The sequence below is a fragment of the Streptomyces sp. BPTC-684 genome, assembly GCF_030028635.1.
In the GTDB taxonomy this organism is placed as follows: domain Bacteria; phylum Actinomycetota; class Actinomycetes; order Streptomycetales; family Streptomycetaceae; genus Streptomyces; species Streptomyces noboritoensis.
Genome location: NZ_CP124863.1, coordinates 652,871 through 668,373, shown reverse-complemented (window position 1 = coordinate 668,373; position 15,503 = coordinate 652,871). Strand labels below are relative to the sequence as shown.

General features: G+C 73.1%; 13 protein-coding genes. 11 read left to right on the top strand and 2 right to left on the bottom strand.

Translation table 11 applies throughout. The features are described 5' to 3' along the window. Positions 1–60: 60 nt before the first annotated feature. Both QIY60_RS02955 and QIY60_RS02950 read right to left on the bottom strand, forming a co-directional pair. A complete protein-coding gene (locus QIY60_RS02955) occupies positions 61–900 on the bottom strand; it encodes a PaaX family transcriptional regulator C-terminal domain-containing protein (RefSeq protein ID WP_283140988.1) in 840 nt (279 codons plus the stop codon). 4 nt (positions 901–904) lie between these two features. Beyond that, positions 905–2,524 (bottom strand): AMP-binding protein, encoded by a 1,620-nt coding sequence (locus QIY60_RS02950; RefSeq protein WP_283140987.1) that lies wholly within the window; start codon positions 2,522–2,524, stop codon positions 905–907. Between the two features lie 210 nt (positions 2,525–2,734). On the opposite strand from QIY60_RS02950, the gene QIY60_RS02945 reads away from it, so the two are divergent. The 11 genes from QIY60_RS02945 (at position 2,735) to QIY60_RS02895 (ending at position 15,461) form a co-directional block, all read left to right on the top strand. Then, the gene (locus tag QIY60_RS02945; RefSeq protein WP_283140986.1) at positions 2,735–3,844 is read left to right on the top strand and encodes an acyl-CoA dehydrogenase family protein; all 1,110 of its coding nucleotides are present in this window, start codon (positions 2,735–2,737) and stop codon (positions 3,842–3,844) included. Beyond that, positions 3,841–4,239 carry a RidA family protein gene (locus tag QIY60_RS02940; RefSeq protein ID WP_283140985.1) on the top strand — a complete coding sequence of 133 codons (399 nt, stop codon included), beginning with the start codon at positions 3,841–3,843 and terminating at the stop codon, positions 4,237–4,239. Before QIY60_RS02945 ends, QIY60_RS02940 begins: the two co-directional genes overlap by 4 nt. Positions 4,240–4,583: 344 nt before the next feature. Further along, positions 4,584–6,938, top strand: a complete 2,355-nt coding sequence (locus QIY60_RS02935; RefSeq protein WP_283140984.1) for a collagenase — start codon at positions 4,584–4,586, stop codon at positions 6,936–6,938. 80 nt (positions 6,939–7,018) lie between these two features. Further along, positions 7,019–8,215: an FAD-binding oxidoreductase gene (locus tag QIY60_RS02930; RefSeq protein ID WP_283140983.1), complete on the top strand. Its 1,197-nt coding sequence runs from the start codon at positions 7,019–7,021 to the stop codon at positions 8,213–8,215. Beyond that, positions 8,212–8,583: a (2Fe-2S)-binding protein gene (locus QIY60_RS02925; RefSeq protein WP_283140982.1), complete on the top strand. Its 372-nt coding sequence runs from the start codon at positions 8,212–8,214 to the stop codon at positions 8,581–8,583. The genes QIY60_RS02930 and QIY60_RS02925 overlap by 4 nt, the downstream gene beginning before the upstream one ends. After that, positions 8,564–10,012 carry an NAD(P)/FAD-dependent oxidoreductase gene (locus tag QIY60_RS02920; protein ID WP_283140981.1) on the top strand — a complete coding sequence of 483 codons (1,449 nt, stop codon included), beginning with the start codon at positions 8,564–8,566 and terminating at the stop codon, positions 10,010–10,012. The genes QIY60_RS02925 and QIY60_RS02920 overlap by 20 nt, the downstream gene beginning before the upstream one ends. Before the next feature lie 119 nt (positions 10,013–10,131). Beyond that, complete coding sequence (locus QIY60_RS02915; RefSeq protein WP_283140980.1) at positions 10,132–11,061, top strand: dihydrodipicolinate synthase family protein; 930 nt, start codon at positions 10,132–10,134, stop codon at positions 11,059–11,061. Positions 11,062–11,063: 2 nt separating this feature from the next. Further along, positions 11,064–12,065, top strand: coding sequence for a proline racemase family protein (locus QIY60_RS02910; protein ID WP_283140979.1), 1,002 nt, complete (start codon positions 11,064–11,066; stop codon positions 12,063–12,065). Beyond that, a complete protein-coding gene (locus QIY60_RS02905; RefSeq protein ID WP_283140978.1) occupies positions 12,062–13,030 on the top strand; it encodes an ornithine cyclodeaminase family protein in 969 nt (322 codons plus the stop codon). The genes QIY60_RS02910 and QIY60_RS02905 overlap by 4 nt, the downstream gene beginning before the upstream one ends. A gap of 28 nt (positions 13,031–13,058) precedes the next feature. Further along, positions 13,059–13,769 carry a GntR family transcriptional regulator gene (locus tag QIY60_RS02900; protein WP_283140977.1) on the top strand — a complete coding sequence of 237 codons (711 nt, stop codon included), beginning with the start codon at positions 13,059–13,061 and terminating at the stop codon, positions 13,767–13,769. A gap of 144 nt (positions 13,770–13,913) precedes the next feature. Beyond that, a complete protein-coding gene (locus QIY60_RS02895; RefSeq protein ID WP_283140976.1) occupies positions 13,914–15,461 on the top strand; it encodes an MFS transporter in 1,548 nt (515 codons plus the stop codon). The last annotated feature ends 42 nt before the right edge of the window (positions 15,462–15,503 follow it).

The following is a 15,503-nucleotide window of genomic DNA, read 5'->3' as shown; positions in this document are numbered from 1 at the left end:
GCCGTCAGCCGTCAGCCGTCAGCCGTCAGCCGTCAGCCGTCAGCCGTCAGCCGTCAGCCGTCAGCCGCCCTCCATCCCCGGCCCCCGGCGTACGAACGCCGCCCCCGCGTCCCGCAGCCGGGCGTGCAGGCGGTGGAACACCTCCGCCGACCGCTCGCCCGGCCAGTCGGGCGGCAGCAGGGCGGCGGGCAGGCCCGGGTCCGCGTACGGCAGGCGGCGCCAGGAGTCCAGGGCGAGCAGATAGTCCCGGTAGGCCTCCTCGGGCGGCACCTCGGACGACGTCTGCGCGCGTGCCTCCCAGGCCCGCAGCGCGGGCTCGTGCAGCCCCAGGAACTCGTCGTGCTGCTTGGCGATGGCCGTCAGGTCCCACCAGCGGGCGACCGCCTCGGCCGTCGGCGCGAAGCCCAGGTGCTCGCCCTGGAAGAGGTCGACGTACGGGGCGAGTTGGAGCCGTTCCAGGGTGTGCCGGGTCTCGTCGTACAGCCGTGCCGGGGCGATCCACACGCCGGGCGCCGCCGTGCCGAAGCCGAGCCCCGCGAGCCGGGAGCGCAGCACATGGCGCTTGTTGCGCTCGGACTCGGGGACCGAGAAGACGGCCAGGACCCAGCCGTCACGCGCGCGTGGCCGCGCGTGCGGGTAGATGCGGCGGTCGCCGTCGTCGAGCAACTGGCGCGCGTCGGCGGACAGGGCGTACCCGGCGGCGCCGCTCGCGGTGCGCTCGGGCACCAGGAGCCCGCGCCGTTTGAGCCGCGAGACCGACGACCGTACGGACGGGGCGTCCACGCCCACGGCGGCGAGCAGGCGGATCAGCTCGGCGACCGCGAGGGAGCCGGCCGTCTCGCGCCCGTACGCGCCGTAGAGGGTGACGATCAGGGATCGGGGTGTGTGCTGCTCGGCCACGTGATCACTCTAGGGCCCGCAGCCGGAAGCGCTGAAGCTTGCCGGTCGGCGTCCGGGGGAGGGCGTCGAGGAAGACGACCTCGCGCGGGCACTTGTAGGGGGCGAGCTCGGCCTTGACGTGGTCGCGCAGCAGCCCGGCCGTGGCCTCGCCGCCCACCACCCCCTCGCGCAGCACGCAGTACGCCACGACCACCTGCCCGCGTGCCTCGTCGGGGCGGCCGATCACGGCCGTCTCCACCACGTCGGGGTGGCGCAGGAGCGCGTCCTCCACCTCCGGGCCCGCGATGTTGTACCCGGCCGAGATGATCATGTCGTCGGCGCGGGCGACATAGCGGAAGTAGCCGTCGGGCTCGCGCACATAGGTGTCGCCGGTGAGGTTCCAGCCTCCTTTGACGTACTCCGACTGGCGGGGGTCGGCCAGATAGCGGCAGCCCACCGGTCCGCGCACCGCGAGCAGACCCGGCTCGCCGTCAACGACCGGTTGACCCGAGGCGTCGACCACGCGCGCGTGCCAGCCGGGCACCGGCTTCCCGGTGGCGCCCGGTCTGATGTCGTCGTCCGCCGCCGAGATGAAGATGTGCAGCAGCTCGGTGGCGCCGATGCCGTTGATGATGCGCAGCCCGGTGCGCTCGTGCCAGGCGCGCCAGGTCGCGGCGGGCAGGTTCTCCCCGGCCGACACACAGCGCCGCAGCGCCCCCACGTCGTACCCGTCGAGCTCGTCCAGCATCGCCCGGTAGGCGGTCGGCGCGGTGAACAGGACGGAGACCCGGTGCCGGGCGAGCGCGGGCAGCAGCTGCTTGGGGCCCGACTGTTCGAGCAGCAGCGAGGAGGCGCCCGCCCGCATCGGGAAGACGACCAGGCCGCCCAGGCCGAAGGTGAAGCCGAGCGGCGGGCTGCCCGCGAAGACGTCGTCGGGCCGGGGGCGCAGGACGTGCCGGGCGAAGGTGTCCGCGATGGCAAGCACGTCCCGGTGGAAGTGCATACAGCCCTTGGGTCGGCCGGTGGTGCCCGAGGTGAACGCGATCAGCGCGACGTCGTCCGCCGCCGTCGCCACGGCCGTGAACGGCCCCCGCGCGGTGGGCGCGTCGGCGAGGCGCAGCAGGTCGTCGGCCGTACTACCCCCGTAGGGGGTGATACGGAGGCCCGGCACGGCGGCCTTCTCCAGGTCCTCCAGCGACCGCGCGTCGCACAGGGCGTGCCCGATCCGGCCGAGCTCGCAGATGGTGGCGAGCTCGTGCGCCCGCTGCTGGGCCAGTACGGTGACGGCCACCGCGCCCGCCTTCATCACCGCCAGCCAGCACGCGGCCAGCCACGGCGTGGTGGGCCCGCGCAGCAGCACTCGGTTGCCGGGGACCACACCGAGCTCGGTGGTGAGGGCGTGGGCGATCCGGTCGACCCGCGCGCGCAGCTCGCCGTACGTCCACGGGGCGCCCTCCGACGTACGGAAGACGGGCCGGTCCGCGCCGAACCGCTCGATGGTGCGGTCCAGGAGCTCGGCACCGCAGTTGAGCCGCTCGGGGTAGCGCAGCTCGGGGAGGTCGAAGACCAGTTCCGGCCACTGATCGGCGGGCGGCAGATGGTCGCGGGAAAACGTGTCGGCATGCGCTGAGGTCTTCAGCTCCATACGGGATCGCCCCCTTGTCGCATCTGGAGCGTATCGTTTGGATGACGACAGTCAACGGTTCGCGATAAGAGCAGTTTTACGGGTCGGTAAGGACGGGTTTACCAGTCGGTCGGCTCAGAACCCGGGAGCCGGTCGGCTCAAACCCGGGAGTCGGTGGACGGAACACGGCGGGGACGCAGCGAGACTGGACGTGAGACGAGAGGGGCCGCCATGCCCGCATTCGCGCTGGAGCCGGAGCAGCAGGAGTGGTGCGCATGGCTGCGCGCCACCGCCGCGGAGCGGCTGCGTCCCCTTGCGGACAAGGGTGACCCGGGGCGCGTGAACCGGCCACTCGTCGCCGCCCTCGGCGAGCTCGGCCTCCTGGAGCGGTTGTTCGCCTCGGGCGCGCTCGACCTCTGTCTGATGCGCGAGTCGCTGGCGTACGCGTGCACCGAGGCGGAGACCGCGCTCGCCCTCCAGGGCCTCGGCGCCCACCCCGTCGCCGCGCACGGCACCGAGGCGCAGCGGGCCCGCTGGCTGCCCGAGGTCACCGCGGGGCGGGCCGTGGCCGCCTTCGCGCTCAGTGAGCCGGACGCGGGCTCCGACGCGGCCGCCCTCGCCCTCAAGGCCGAGCCGGACGGCGGCGGTTGGCGGCTGAGCGGCGAGAAGTGCTGGATCTCCAACGCCCCCGAGGCCGACTTCTGCACCGTGTTCGCCCGGACCACCGAGGGCGCCGGGGCACGCGGCGTGACCGCCTTCCTGGTCCCCGCCGACCGGTCCGGGCTGAGCGGCACCGCCCTCGACATGCTCTCCCCGCACCCGGTCGGGACGCTCGTCTTCGACGGGGTGCGCGTCGGCGCGGGCGACGTCCTGGGGGAGCCCGACCGGGGCTTTCGCGTCGCCATGGGCACGCTCAACCTGTTCCGGCCGAGCGTCGGCGCGTTCGCGGTCGGCATGGCGCAGGCGGCGCTGGACGCGACCGTCGCGCACACCGCGCGCCGCAGCGCGTTCGGCGGCCCGCTCAAGGACCTCCAGGCGGTCGCCCACCAGGTCGCCGAGATGGCCACCCGTACGGAGGCGGCGCGCCTGCTGGTGTACGGGGCGGCCGCCGCGTACGACAGGGGGGCGTCGGAGGTCCCCAAGTACTCCGCGATGGCGAAACTGCTCGCCACGGAGACCGCGCAGTACGTGGTGGACACGGCCGTCCAACTGCACGGCGCGCGGGCGCTGCGGCGGGGCCATCTGCTCGAACACCTCTACCGCGAGGTGCGCGCGCCCCGGATCTACGAGGGCGCGACCGAGGTGCAGCGCACGATCATCGCGAAGGAGCTGTACCGATGAGCCTCCACCGGGTGAACCCCGCCGAACTCTCCCCGGCCACCGGCTTCAGCCACGCCGTCGTCGCCACCGGCGGGCGGCTGGTCTTCCTCGCGGGTCAGACCGCGCTCGACACCGACGGCAAGGTGGTGGGCGAGACGCTGCCGGAGCAGTTCCGGACCGCGCTCACCAACCTCCTGGCCGCGCTCGCCGCCGCCGGGGGCACCCCGGCCGACCTGGCCCGGGTCACCGTGTACACCACGGACGTCGCCGACTACCGCGCCCGGGCCCATGAACTCGGCCTCATCTGGCGACAGCTGGCCGGGCGCGACTACCCGGCGATGGCGGTGATCGGCGTGGTGCGGCTGTGGGACGAGCAGGCGCGGGTGGAGCTGGACGGGTTCGCGGTGCTGGACTGACGGCTGTCGGCGGGCAGCTGACAGACAGCAGCTGACAGCTATCGACTGACAGATAGCAACTGACGTCTGACCCCGGCCTTCCGCCCCCCGAAGGGGACTAGCGGGGAAATAGAGGCCGCACAAGTCTTGTCAGTGCAATTTCACATTACTATGTTACAGCTCACGCGGCGGCTCGTCAGATCCCCAAGCGCCGTACGGAACCAGGCGATTCACCCCTTTTCCGGGGCGACTTCGTCGTGCCACGGCACACCGCACCGCCCGACAGAGCCGCAGCCGCAATACGCGTACACGCATCCCCGCACCGCCGCGCCACCCCCAACTCACCTCCCACACAGGAGACTTCGGTGTCCCAGCTCAGATCCGCGCGCAAGCCGCTGCTCGCCGCCGCCGTCGCGGCGACCCTGCTCGTCACCGCCGGGCAGGCCGCGCAAGCCGCGCAGGCCCCGCACCCCGCCAAGGCCGACGCCTCGCGCGCACTCCCCGCCACCTTCGCCGCGCAGCCCACCCCGGCCGCCGACGCGGGGGCGAACCCCTTCGACGAGGTCGACCACCTCGCCAAGGCGCCCAAGCAGACGGCCCGTCAGCTGCCCGCCCCCGGCGGTCAGCAGGAGGGGCGCATAGCCGGGCCGCAGACCCGCGCGGTCGCCCCGGCCGCACACAAGGGGCTGCGCGCCGCCGGGGTCGACTGCACCCTCGACGGCATCACCGGCCTGAGCCCGCAGGGGCTCGCCGACTTCCTCACGGACCCGGCCGTCACCGCCGACGGCTGTCTGCGCGGGCTCGTCTGGACCTGGGACGCGCGCCTCGCGCCGGTCATGTCCGACGCCCACGTACAGGCCGTCGCCCACCGCGCCACCAGCCTCGCCGCCTCCCACGACGGCAAGAACAGCAGCCATCTGCTCGAACTGTTCACCTACCTCCATGCGGTCGCCTACCAGGACTACGGGCGCGACGAGATAGACGTCACCGACCAGCCCACGGTCGACGCGATGCGCGAGGCCGTCGCCGCGCTCGGCTCCGCCGCGCACACCTTCGACGTCACCCCGCAGAACGCCCAGACCCTGCGCGAGGCGCTGTACGCGGCGAGCGCGCCGGGGCTTCGCCAGCACCAACTCCCCCTGATCAAGCGGGTCCTGGCGACCATGGCGCCGGGTGCCCCGACCGCCGCCAGCACGGACTGGGCGGGCGCCGCGCTCGCCGCGCTCTCCGTCAGCTACCTCGGCGTCTACCCGGGCAACAAGGACACCGCGTTCCAGGCCGCCGCGGCCGCCGACCCCGCCTACCGCGCCGCCTTCCGCGCCTTCTCCGGCTACACCCACCTCAAGGGCACGGCCAACGCCTGGGTGGTCCGCGACGCGCTGTCGGAGTACGGCCGCTTCGGCCAGATCGACGCCGTCAAGAGCCAGATCGTCCCCGACCTCGGCGCCCTGCTGCCGATCGTCCAGACGAACTTCGGCAAGATGAGCGCCCCCTGGATCTCGCTCGCGAGCTGGCTCAACGTCTACGGCCAGTGCGCCACGTACAACGTGTGCAAGGACCAGGTCGAGAACCAGCTCTTCACCCACACGTACACGTACGACAACGGCGCCATCCAGGTCCGCACCGCCCTCGACCAGGCCACCGTCGACCAGCTCTACTACGCGAGCAAGCAGGTGAAGTCGCAGTACTTCCGGGTGCTCGGCACCGACAAGCCGCTCGCGGGCGACACCAACACCACCCTCCACATCCACCTGTACGCCTCGCGCGCCGACTACGAGGTCTACCAGCCGTTCCTCACCGGCCTGTCCACCAGCAACGGCGGGATGTACATCGAGGAGGGCGCGACCTTCTACACCTACCAGCGCCGGGTGCCGCAGGACTCCTCGCTCACCCTCGAAGAGCTCTTCCGGCACGAGTACACGCACTACCTCAACGGCCGCTGGGCGGTGCCCGGGACGTTCGGGCAGGGCGCCTGGTACACCGGCGACCGCACCACCGCCATGGACGAGGGGACCGCCGAGTTCTTCGACGGCGGCACCCGCGACGACGGCATCGCCGTGCGCAAGTCGCTGGTCAGGGGCATCATCAACGACACGGCGGGCGGCGGCCCGCGCATGACCGTGGACCAGCTGCTGCACGCCAAGTACGACGGCGGCTTCCGCTTCTACAACTACGCGGGCACGTTCTTCGAGTTCCTGTGGAACGAGCACCCGTCGCAGCTGCGGGAGATGTACGGGTACCTGCGCGCGGACGACCCGGCGGGCTTCGACGCCTGGCGCGACCGGATGGGCCGGGACGCGGGCCTGCAGGCCGAGTACAACGCGTTCCTGGACGCGCAGATAGCCAAGGTGGACACGCTGTACGTGCCCGACACCAAGTACACCCCCAACGCCAAGCTGAAGTACTCGGCCCTGTCGGGCGTGCGCACCGCGTTCGCCAAGTCCACCTACAGCAAGCCGGACTGCGTCGAGAACGGCGATCCGGGCAAGCGCCGCTTCACCTGCACGGGCCAGGTCACCGCGAGGCTCACCGACGCGAACGACCCGGACCAGGTCTTCGAGGACATGTCCGAGACCGTCGACTACTTCATCCTCGACCGGGCGGAAGAGGGCGGCAACAACCTCGCCGACATGAACTGTTCCTTCGGAACAGTGGACATCTGGTCCAACAAGAAGGGCGGCACCTCCACTTACTCCTGTGAGGGCCCGCTGCGCAGCTGACGTCCCACCTCAAGGGGCCGGGGCGACTCCACCCGCTCCGGCCCCTTGGCCCCTCTAGAGGAATGTGACATATTACTGTGGTGCCCAAGAGACACCCCCTGGACGCCGTGATCGTCGGCGCCGGAGTCGTCGGTGCGGCCTGTGCGTACTACGCGGGGCGCTCCGGACTCCGCGTCGCGGTGGTCGACCGCGGTCCCGTCGCGGGCGGCACCACGGGTGCGGGGGAAGGAAACCTGCTCGTCTCCGACAAGGAGGCGGGTCCCGAGCTCGACCTCGCGCTGCTGTCCACCCGACTCTGGCGCGACCTCGCCCACGTCCTCCCACCGGAGATCGAGTACGAGCCCAAGGGCGGTCTCGTCGTGGCGCCCGACGAGACCGCCCTCACGGCGCTGCGCGCGTTCGCCGAGGAGCAGCGCAAGGCCGGGGTGCGGGCGCGCGAGATCGCCGCCGACCGGCTGCACGACCTGGAGCCCCATCTCGCCCCCGGCCTCGCCGGCGGCTTCCTCTACCCGCAGGACGCCCAGGTCCAGCCCGCCCAGGCGGCGGCGCAACTCCTTCGCGCGGCACGCCAGTTCGGCGCCGAGACCCACCTGGAGCAGGAGGTCGAGGAGGTCCTCACCGGGCCGGACGGCCGCATCCGGGGCGTCCGCACCCCGCAGGGCGACCTGCTCGCCCCGGCCGTCGTCAACGCCGCCGGGACCTGGGGCGGCGAGCTCGCCGCCCTCGCGGGCACCTCGCTGCCGGTGCTGCCCCGCCGCGGCTTCGTCCTGGTCACCGAGCCGCTGCCGCGTCTGGTGCGGCACAAGGTGTACGCCGCCGACTACATCGCGGACGTGGCCAGCGGCTCGGCCGCGCTGCAGTCCTCCGCGGTGGTCGAGGGGACGGCCGCGGGGCCGGTCCTGATCGGCGCCACGCGCGAGCGGGTGGGCTTCGAACGCGCCCTGTCGACCGAGGCGCTGCGCCGCCTCGCCGCCCAGGCCGCCGCCCTGTTCCCGGTCCTCGCGGGCGTCCGCGCGATCCGTACGTACCACGGCTTCCGCCCCTACCTCCCCGACCACCTGCCCGCGATCGGCCCCGACCCGCGGGTGCCCGGCCTGCTGCACGCGTGCGGCCACGAGGGCGCGGGCATCGGCCTCGCACCGGCCACCGGCCTGCTGATCGCCTCGGCACTGCGGGGCGAGCGGACCGCCCTGGACCTCCGGCCGTTCAGACCCGACCGTTTCGCGGCGGAAGAGGCGGAAAAGACGGAAGAGCACGAGCAGGGGATCGGCCGATGACGAAGGCGTACGAACCGGAGGACGGCTCCCTGGCGAACCGCCCCTCCCCGAGGGGCGCCGCATCACCCGCCGCCCTCGTCCGGGCGACCCCCGACCCCGCCTTCGACCTCACCTTCGACGGCCGGACGATCACCGCCCTGCCCGGGCAGAGCATCGCCGCCGCGCTCTGGGCCGCTGGGATCCTCTCCTGGCGCACCACGCGCGCGGGGGGCGAGCCGCGCGGCGCGTTCTGCGGGATCGGCGCCTGCTACGACTGCCTCGCCACCGTCAACGGCCGCCCCAACCAGCGCGCCTGCCTCGTCGCGGCCCGCCCCGGCGACGCGATCACCACCCAGGAGGGCACGGGCCATGCCGACCTCGCCGTCTGAGCCGTCCGAGCTGTCCGAGCTGTCCGACCTGGCCGTGGTCGGCGCCGGGCCCGCCGGGCTCGCGGCCGCCGTGGCGGCGGCCGACCTCGGCCTGAGCGTCACCGTCCTGGACGCGGGGGAGCGGCCCGGCGGGCAGTTCTACCGGCACCCCGCGCCCGGCCTGCGCGCCGCCCGGCCCGAGGCGCTGCACCACGACTGGGAGGCGTTCGCCACGCGCGCGTCCCGGCTCGAAGCCCACCGCCGCGCCGGCCGCGTCACCCACCTCGCCGCCCACCACGTCTGGACGGTCGTACGGGACGAGGCCACGGGGGAGTGGCTGCTGCACGCGGTCGCGAGCGGCCCCGGCGGCGAGGAGACTCCGGCCACGGTCCGGGCGCGGGCCGTGCTGCTCGCGACCGGCGCGTACGAACGCCAACTCCCCTTCCCCGGCTGGACCCTGCCCGGCGTCGTCGGCGCGGGCGGCGCGCAGGCCATGCTGAAGTCGGGCCTGGTGCTGCCCGGCAGACGGGTCGTGGTGGCGGGCAGCGGCCCGCTGCTGCTCGCCGTCGCCGCCTCGCTCGCGGCGGCCGGCGCCACCGTCCCGGCCGTGGTCGAGGCGTCCGCGTACACCTCGTACGCACGCGAACTGCCCGCGCTCGTCCGCAACCCCGGCAAGCTGGGCGAGGGGGCGCTGTACGGCGGCGGGCTGCTGCGGCACCGGGTGCGGCTGCTGACCCGGCACGCGGTGACGGCCGCGCACGGCACCGACCGCGTCGAGGCCGTGACGGTGTCCCGGCTCGACCGCGACTGGCGGCCCGTCCCGGGCAGCGAGCGCCGGGTGCCGTGCGACGCGCTCGCGGTCGGCCACGGCCTCGTCCCCCAGCTGGAGCTGGCGACCGGCCTGGGCTGCGCCACCCGCCGTACCGCCGACGGCACCCTCGCCCTGGACCTCGACCCCGCACAGCGCACCTCCGTGCCCGGGATCTGGGCGGCGGGGGAGACCGGCGGCATCGGGGGTGCTCAACTGGCTCTCACCGAGGGCGAGTTGGCGGCGGCGGCGATCGCGTACGAGCTGCACGGAACACGGCGTCCGCGAGGGGCCGCCGCTCTGGTGCGCAGGCGTGCGCGGCTGCGCCGGTTCGCCGAGGCGATGGCGGCCGCGCACCGGCCCGGCGACGGCTGGACCGGGTGGCTGGACGACGCGACGCTGGTGTGCCGCTGCGAGGAGGTCCCGGCGGGGCGGATCAGGGAGGCCGTGGCGGACCTCGGCGCGCGGGACGCCCGGAGCGTGAAGCTGCTGACCAGGGCCGGGATGGGCTGGTGCCAGGGCCGGATGTGCGGCCAGGCCGTGGCCTGCCTCGCGGGCGGCGCGCCGGCCGAGGACCGGCGGCCGCTGTCCTGCCCGGTGGAGCTCGGCCATCTCGCCCAACTGCCGCCGTCCGCAAGCTGACCGCGAGCCACCAGGCAGCCGTCCGCGAACCGGCGGCTGCCGTCATCACCCTGGTGCGCCTCTTGTGGTTGCCGTACAGCCTTCAGTAAAATGTCACACACCACACTAGGGAGTCACCGATGACGTCTGCCCAGACCGCCGTGTCCGCCCGCTCCTCCTCCGCCCGGCTGCCCTGGCGCGGCATCATGGTCGCCACCGCCCTGCCCCTGCGCGACGACCTGTCCGTCGACTACGACGCCTACGCCGACCATGTGCGCTGGCTGATCGACAACGGCTGCGACGGCGTCGTGCCGAACGGCTCCCTCGGCGAGTACCAGACCCTCACCGACGAGGAACGGGCCCGCGTCGTCGAAGTCGCGGTAGAAGCGGCGGGCGACGGCGCCCGGGTGATGCCCGGCGTCGCCGCGTACGGCAGCGCCGAGAGCCGCCGCTGGGCCGAGCAGGCCGCCGAGGCGGGCGCGGGCTCCGTCCTGCTGCTCCCGCCCAACGCCTACCGCGCCGACGAGCCCGCGGTGCGCGCCCACTACGCCGAGGTGGCGCGGGCCGGGCTGCCGGTCGTCGCGTACAACAATCCGTACGACACCAAGGTGGACCTGACGCCTCCGCTCCTCGCCGAGCTGCACCGGGACGGCAGCATCGTCGCGGTGAAGGAGTTCAGCGGGGACGTGCGCCGGGCGTACGAACTCGCCGAACTGGCCCCGGAACTCGACCTGTTGATCGGCGCCGACGACGTGCTCCTCGAACTCGCCCTCGCGGGCGCGGTCGGCTGGGTCGCCGGGTACCCCAACGCGCTGCCCGCCGCCTCGGTCACCCTCTACCGCGCCGCCGTCGCCGGGGACCTGGAGACCGCGCTGCCGCTCTACAAGTCACTGCACCCGCTGCTGCGCTGGGACTCGAAGACCGAGTTCGTGCAGGCCATCAAGTTGTCGATGGACATCGCCGGACGCCCTGGCGGTCCGGTCCGCCCGCCGCGCGCCGGGCTCGTGGGGGACCAGGAGTCCGCCGTCCGCGCGGCCACCGAGAAGGCACTCGCGGAAGGACTTCGCTGACCATGCGCACACGTCACGTCTACCACGCCGTCGACTCGCACACCGAGGGCATGCCCACCCGGGTGATCACCGGCGGAGTCGGTGTCATCCCGGGCGCGACCATGGCCGAGAAGCGGCTCCACTTCCTCGACCACCTCGAAGACCTCCGCACGCTGCTGATGTACGAGCCGCGCGGCCACGCCTCCATGAGCGGCGCGATCCTCCAGCCGCCCACCCGCCCCGACGCCGACTACGGCGTCCTGTACATCGAGGTCTCCGGGCTGCTGCCGATGTGCGGCCACGGGACGATCGGCGTGGCCACCGTGCTGGTCGAGACCGGCATGGTGGCGGTGACCGAGCCGGTCACCACGGTCCGCCTCGACACCCCCGCCGGTCTGGTGAGCGTCGACGTCCAGGTGGCGGACGGCGAGGCGAAGTCCGTCACGTTCACCAATGTGCCCGCCTTCTGCCTCGGACTCGACCGCAAGGTGGAGGTGCCCGGCCACGGCACGGTCACCTACGACATCGCGTACGGCGGGAACTTCTACGCGTTCGTCCACCTCGACGACCTCGGGCTGCCCTTCGACCGGGCGCGCAAGGACGACTTGCTCGCCGCCGGACTCGCGATCATGGACGCCATCAACACCACCGACCGGCCGGTGCACCCGGAGAACCCGGAGATCGGCGGCGTCAAGCACGTCTACCTCGCCGCGCCCGGCTCGGACGCGGTCCGCTCCCGGCACGCCATGGCGATCCACCCGGGCTGGTTCGACCGCTCCCCGTGCGGCACCGGCACCTCCGCCCGGATGGCGCAGCTGCACGCCCGCGGCGAACTCCCGCTCCACCGCGACTTCGTCAACGAGTCCTTCATCGGTACGGAGTTCACCGGCAGGCTGGTCGAGGAGACCACGGTCGGCGGCCTCGCGGCGGTCGTGCCGACGGTGACCGGACGCGCCTGGATCACGGGGACGGCCCAGTACTTCCTGGACCCGTCCGACCCCTTCCCGGCGGGTTTCCTGCTGTGAGGGAACCCGGCACGGATCTTGCCCTGGTCGGAGCCGAGGAGATCGCGCGTCTGCTCACGCCCGCCGCGGCCGCCGAGGCGGTGGCGGACGTGCTGCGCGGCGGGTTCGACCCCGAGTCGGACCCGCCGCGCGTCAACATGCCGGTCGCGGCGGGGGAGTTGCTGCTGATGCCCGCCGCCTCCGGGGCGTACGCGGGGGTGAAGATCGCGGGCGTCGCCCCGGCCAACCCCGCGCGCGGCCTGCCCAGGATCACCGGCAGCTATCTGCTCCTGGACGGCGCGACCCTGCTGCCGCTCGCCCTCCTGGACGGCGCGGCCCTGACGACCCTGCGCACCCCGGCCGTCTCCGCCGTCGCGCTCGCGCACCTGGCGGCTCCCGACGCGGCCCGGCTCGTCCTGTTCGGCGCCGGCCCGCAGGCGTACGGACATCTGCGAGCGACCCTGGCCGTACGGGAGTTGAAGGCGCTCACCGTGGTCGCCCGCAGCCCGGAGGCCGTCGAGGCGCTGGTGGCGTACGCCCGTACGCTCGGCGTGGAGGCGCGGGGCGGTGCGCCGGACGATGTCCGCGACGCCGACCTCGTCATCTGCTGCACCACCGCGCGCGAGCCGCTGTTCGACGGCCGGCTCGTCGCGGACGGGGCCACCGTGGTCGCGGTCGGCTCGCACGAACCGGACGCCCGTGAAACCGACTCGGCGCTGGTGCGGCGCTCGGCGGTGTACGTGGAGTCGCGGGCCGCGGCCCTGCGCGAGGCGGGCGATCTGCTGATCCCGCTGACCGAGGGCGCGATCGGGCCCGGCCAGGTCGTGGGCACCCTCGCCGAGCTCGTCAACGGGCGGGCCCCCGTCCCGTCCGACCGCCCCCGCCTCTTCAAAAGCGTGGGCATGGCCTGGGAGGATCTGGCGGTGGCGGCGGCATGGCACCGCGCACGGTGCAACCCGATAGGGCAACGTGACATTGTACGCTGAGCCTCCGCGGATTCACGGAGGAAGTGCCATGGGCGACCTGAAGCAGCGCAATCTCATCACGGCCCAGGAGCGGCTGCGCGACCAGGTCGCCCACGCCCTGCGCGCCGCCCTGGTCGCCGGTGAACTCCGCCCCGGCAACATCTACTCCGCCCCGGGCCTCGCCGCGGACTTCGGCATCTCGGCCACCCCGGTCCGCGAGGCGATGCTGGACCTGGCCCGTGAAGGCCTCGTCGAACCCGTACGGAACAAGGGTTTTCGCATCACCGAGGTGAGCGAGCGCGACCTCGACCAGTACACCGAACTCCGCGCGATGATCGAGGTGCCCACCGTCGGCAAGGTGACGCAGATCGCCACCGTGGAGCAGCTGGAGGAACTGCGGCCCGTCGCCGAGGAGATCGTCGCCCACGCGCGCGACCACAACCTCATCGGCTATCTCGACGCCGACCGCCGCTTCCACCTCCAGCTCCTCGGCCTCGCCGGGAACGAGCGGCTCGTCGAGACCGTCGGCGACCTGCGCAAGCGCTCCCGCCTGTACGGACTGACCCGGCTCGACGAGCGCGGCCAGCTCATCTCCTCGGCCGAGGAGCACATCGAGCTCCTCGACCTGATGGTGGCGGGCGACGAACGCGCCGCCGAGGAGTGCATGGCCCGCCACCTCGGCCACGTCCGCTCGCTGTGGGCGCAGGCCCGCGACGAGCCGGTGGAGCCGCGCCCCAAGCGCACGCTGGGCAAGCGCTGACCTGCGCACGGTGACGACTGCGGGGCGGCGGCGGGCCGTTGGGGCGGCCGGGACTTGATCGACTGGTGAGGCCCAGGGGCCGGGCTTAGTGTCGAGAGGTGGACGGGACCGTCCACCGTCCCTCGTACGAGGGCAAGGCCCGCCATGACGAGTTCGCAGCCGACACCCACGACCGAAACCGCCGCCCCCGACCGAGGAGGCGGCGGCAAGGGGATCGCGCTCCTGGTCATCGCCTCGTGCCAGTTGATGGTGGTGCTCGACATCACCATCGTGAACATCGCCCTTCCGCACATCCAGAGCGCGCTGGACTTCTCCACGACCAGCCTGGCCTGGGTGGTGAGCGCGTACACCCTCACCTTCGGCGGGCTGCTGCTGCTCGGCGGCCGGACCGGCGACATCCTCGGCAGGCGCCGGGTCTTCGTCTTCGGCGTCGTGCTCTTCGCGGTCGCCTCCCTGCTGGGCGGACTCTCCCAGGACTCCGGGCAGTTGCTGGCCGCACGCGCCTTCCAGGGCGTCGGCGGCGCCATCGCCTCACCGACCGCGCTGGCCCTGATCACCACCACGTTCACCGAAGGCCCCGAGCGCAACCGGGCGTTCGGCGTCTTCGCGGCGGTCTCCGCGGGCGGCGGCGCGATCGGCCTGCTCGCGGGCGGCCTGCTCGTCGAATGGCTCGACTGGCGCTGGGTGTTCTTCGTCAACGTGCCGATCGCGGCGCTGATCGTGCTCGCGACGCCCCGGCACATCCAGGAGTCCGAGCGCCATCCGGGCCACTTCGACTTCACCGGCGCGCTCACCTCGACCCTCGGTATGACCGCGCTGGTCTACGGCTTCATCCGGGCCGCCCAGGAGGGCTGGCGCGACCCGTACACCCTGGGGTCCTTCGGTGCCGCCGTGCTGCTGCTCGTCGCGTTCTTCCTGGTGGAGCGGCGTTCGGAGCGGCCCATCACCCCGCTGCACATGTTCGCCGACCGCAACCGCGCGGGCACCTACGGCATCATGCTGAGCCTCGCCGCCGCGATCTTCGGCATGTTCTTCTTCCTCACGCTGTTCGTGCAGAACGTGCTGGGCTTCAGCCCGCTGAAGGCAGGGCTCGCCTTCCTGCCGGTCAGCGCCGTCATCGCGGTGGGCGCGGGGATCGCCTCGCAGCTGCTGCCCAAGTACGGCCCCAAGCCCTTCATGGTGACGGGCTCGGTCCTGGCCGCGGCGGGCCTGTCCTGGCTGACGCTCACCGACATCCACTCCACGTACGCGGGCAGCATCCTGGGCCCGATGCTCGTCTTCAGCCTCGGCATGGGACTGAACTTCGTCTCGCTGACGCTGATGGCCGTCTCGGGCGTGCCCGTGCACGAGACGGGCGCGGCCTCCGGCATGCTCAACGCCACCCAGCAGGTGGGCGGCTCGCTGGGCCTGTCCATCCTGGTCACGGTCTTCGGCACGGCCAGCCGCAACGAAGCGAGCGACCAGGTGCCCAAGTTCCTGCACCAGGCGACCCCCGCCGAGCGCCTGAGGTTCCAGCGCACCGGCGAGCTCCCGCGCCCCTGGAGCGACCAGGTGCTCGCCTCCGGGGTCTCCACGGCCTTCATCGTGGCCGCGATCTTCACGATCGTGGCGGCGGTGATCGCCCTGCTGGTCATCCAGGTCCGCCCCGCGGACCTGGAACGCCTCCAGGGCGGAATGACCCCCGGTCCCTGAGGCCGCCCGGCGGGGACGATCTCAGGGACCGGGGACCAACGA

Coding starts and splice junctions, on each gene's coding strand:
- QIY60_RS02950 (WP_283140987.1), bottom strand. CDS start 2,524: ATGGAGCTGAAGACCTCAGCGCATGCCGACACGTTTTCCCGCGACCAT.
- QIY60_RS02945 (WP_283140986.1), top strand. CDS start 2,735: ATGCCCGCATTCGCGCTGGAGCCGGAGCAGCAGGAGTGGTGCGCATGG.
- QIY60_RS02940 (WP_283140985.1), top strand. CDS start 3,841: ATGAGCCTCCACCGGGTGAACCCCGCCGAACTCTCCCCGGCCACCGGC.
- QIY60_RS02925 (WP_283140982.1), top strand. CDS start 8,212: ATGACGAAGGCGTACGAACCGGAGGACGGCTCCCTGGCGAACCGCCCC.
- QIY60_RS02920 (WP_283140981.1), top strand. CDS start 8,564: ATGCCGACCTCGCCGTCTGAGCCGTCCGAGCTGTCCGAGCTGTCCGAC.
- QIY60_RS02915 (WP_283140980.1), top strand. CDS start 10,132: ATGACGTCTGCCCAGACCGCCGTGTCCGCCCGCTCCTCCTCCGCCCGG.
- QIY60_RS02910 (WP_283140979.1), top strand. CDS start 11,064: ATGCGCACACGTCACGTCTACCACGCCGTCGACTCGCACACCGAGGGC.
- QIY60_RS02900 (WP_283140977.1), top strand. CDS start 13,059: ATGGGCGACCTGAAGCAGCGCAATCTCATCACGGCCCAGGAGCGGCTG.
- QIY60_RS02895 (WP_283140976.1), top strand. CDS start 13,914: ATGACGAGTTCGCAGCCGACACCCACGACCGAAACCGCCGCCCCCGAC.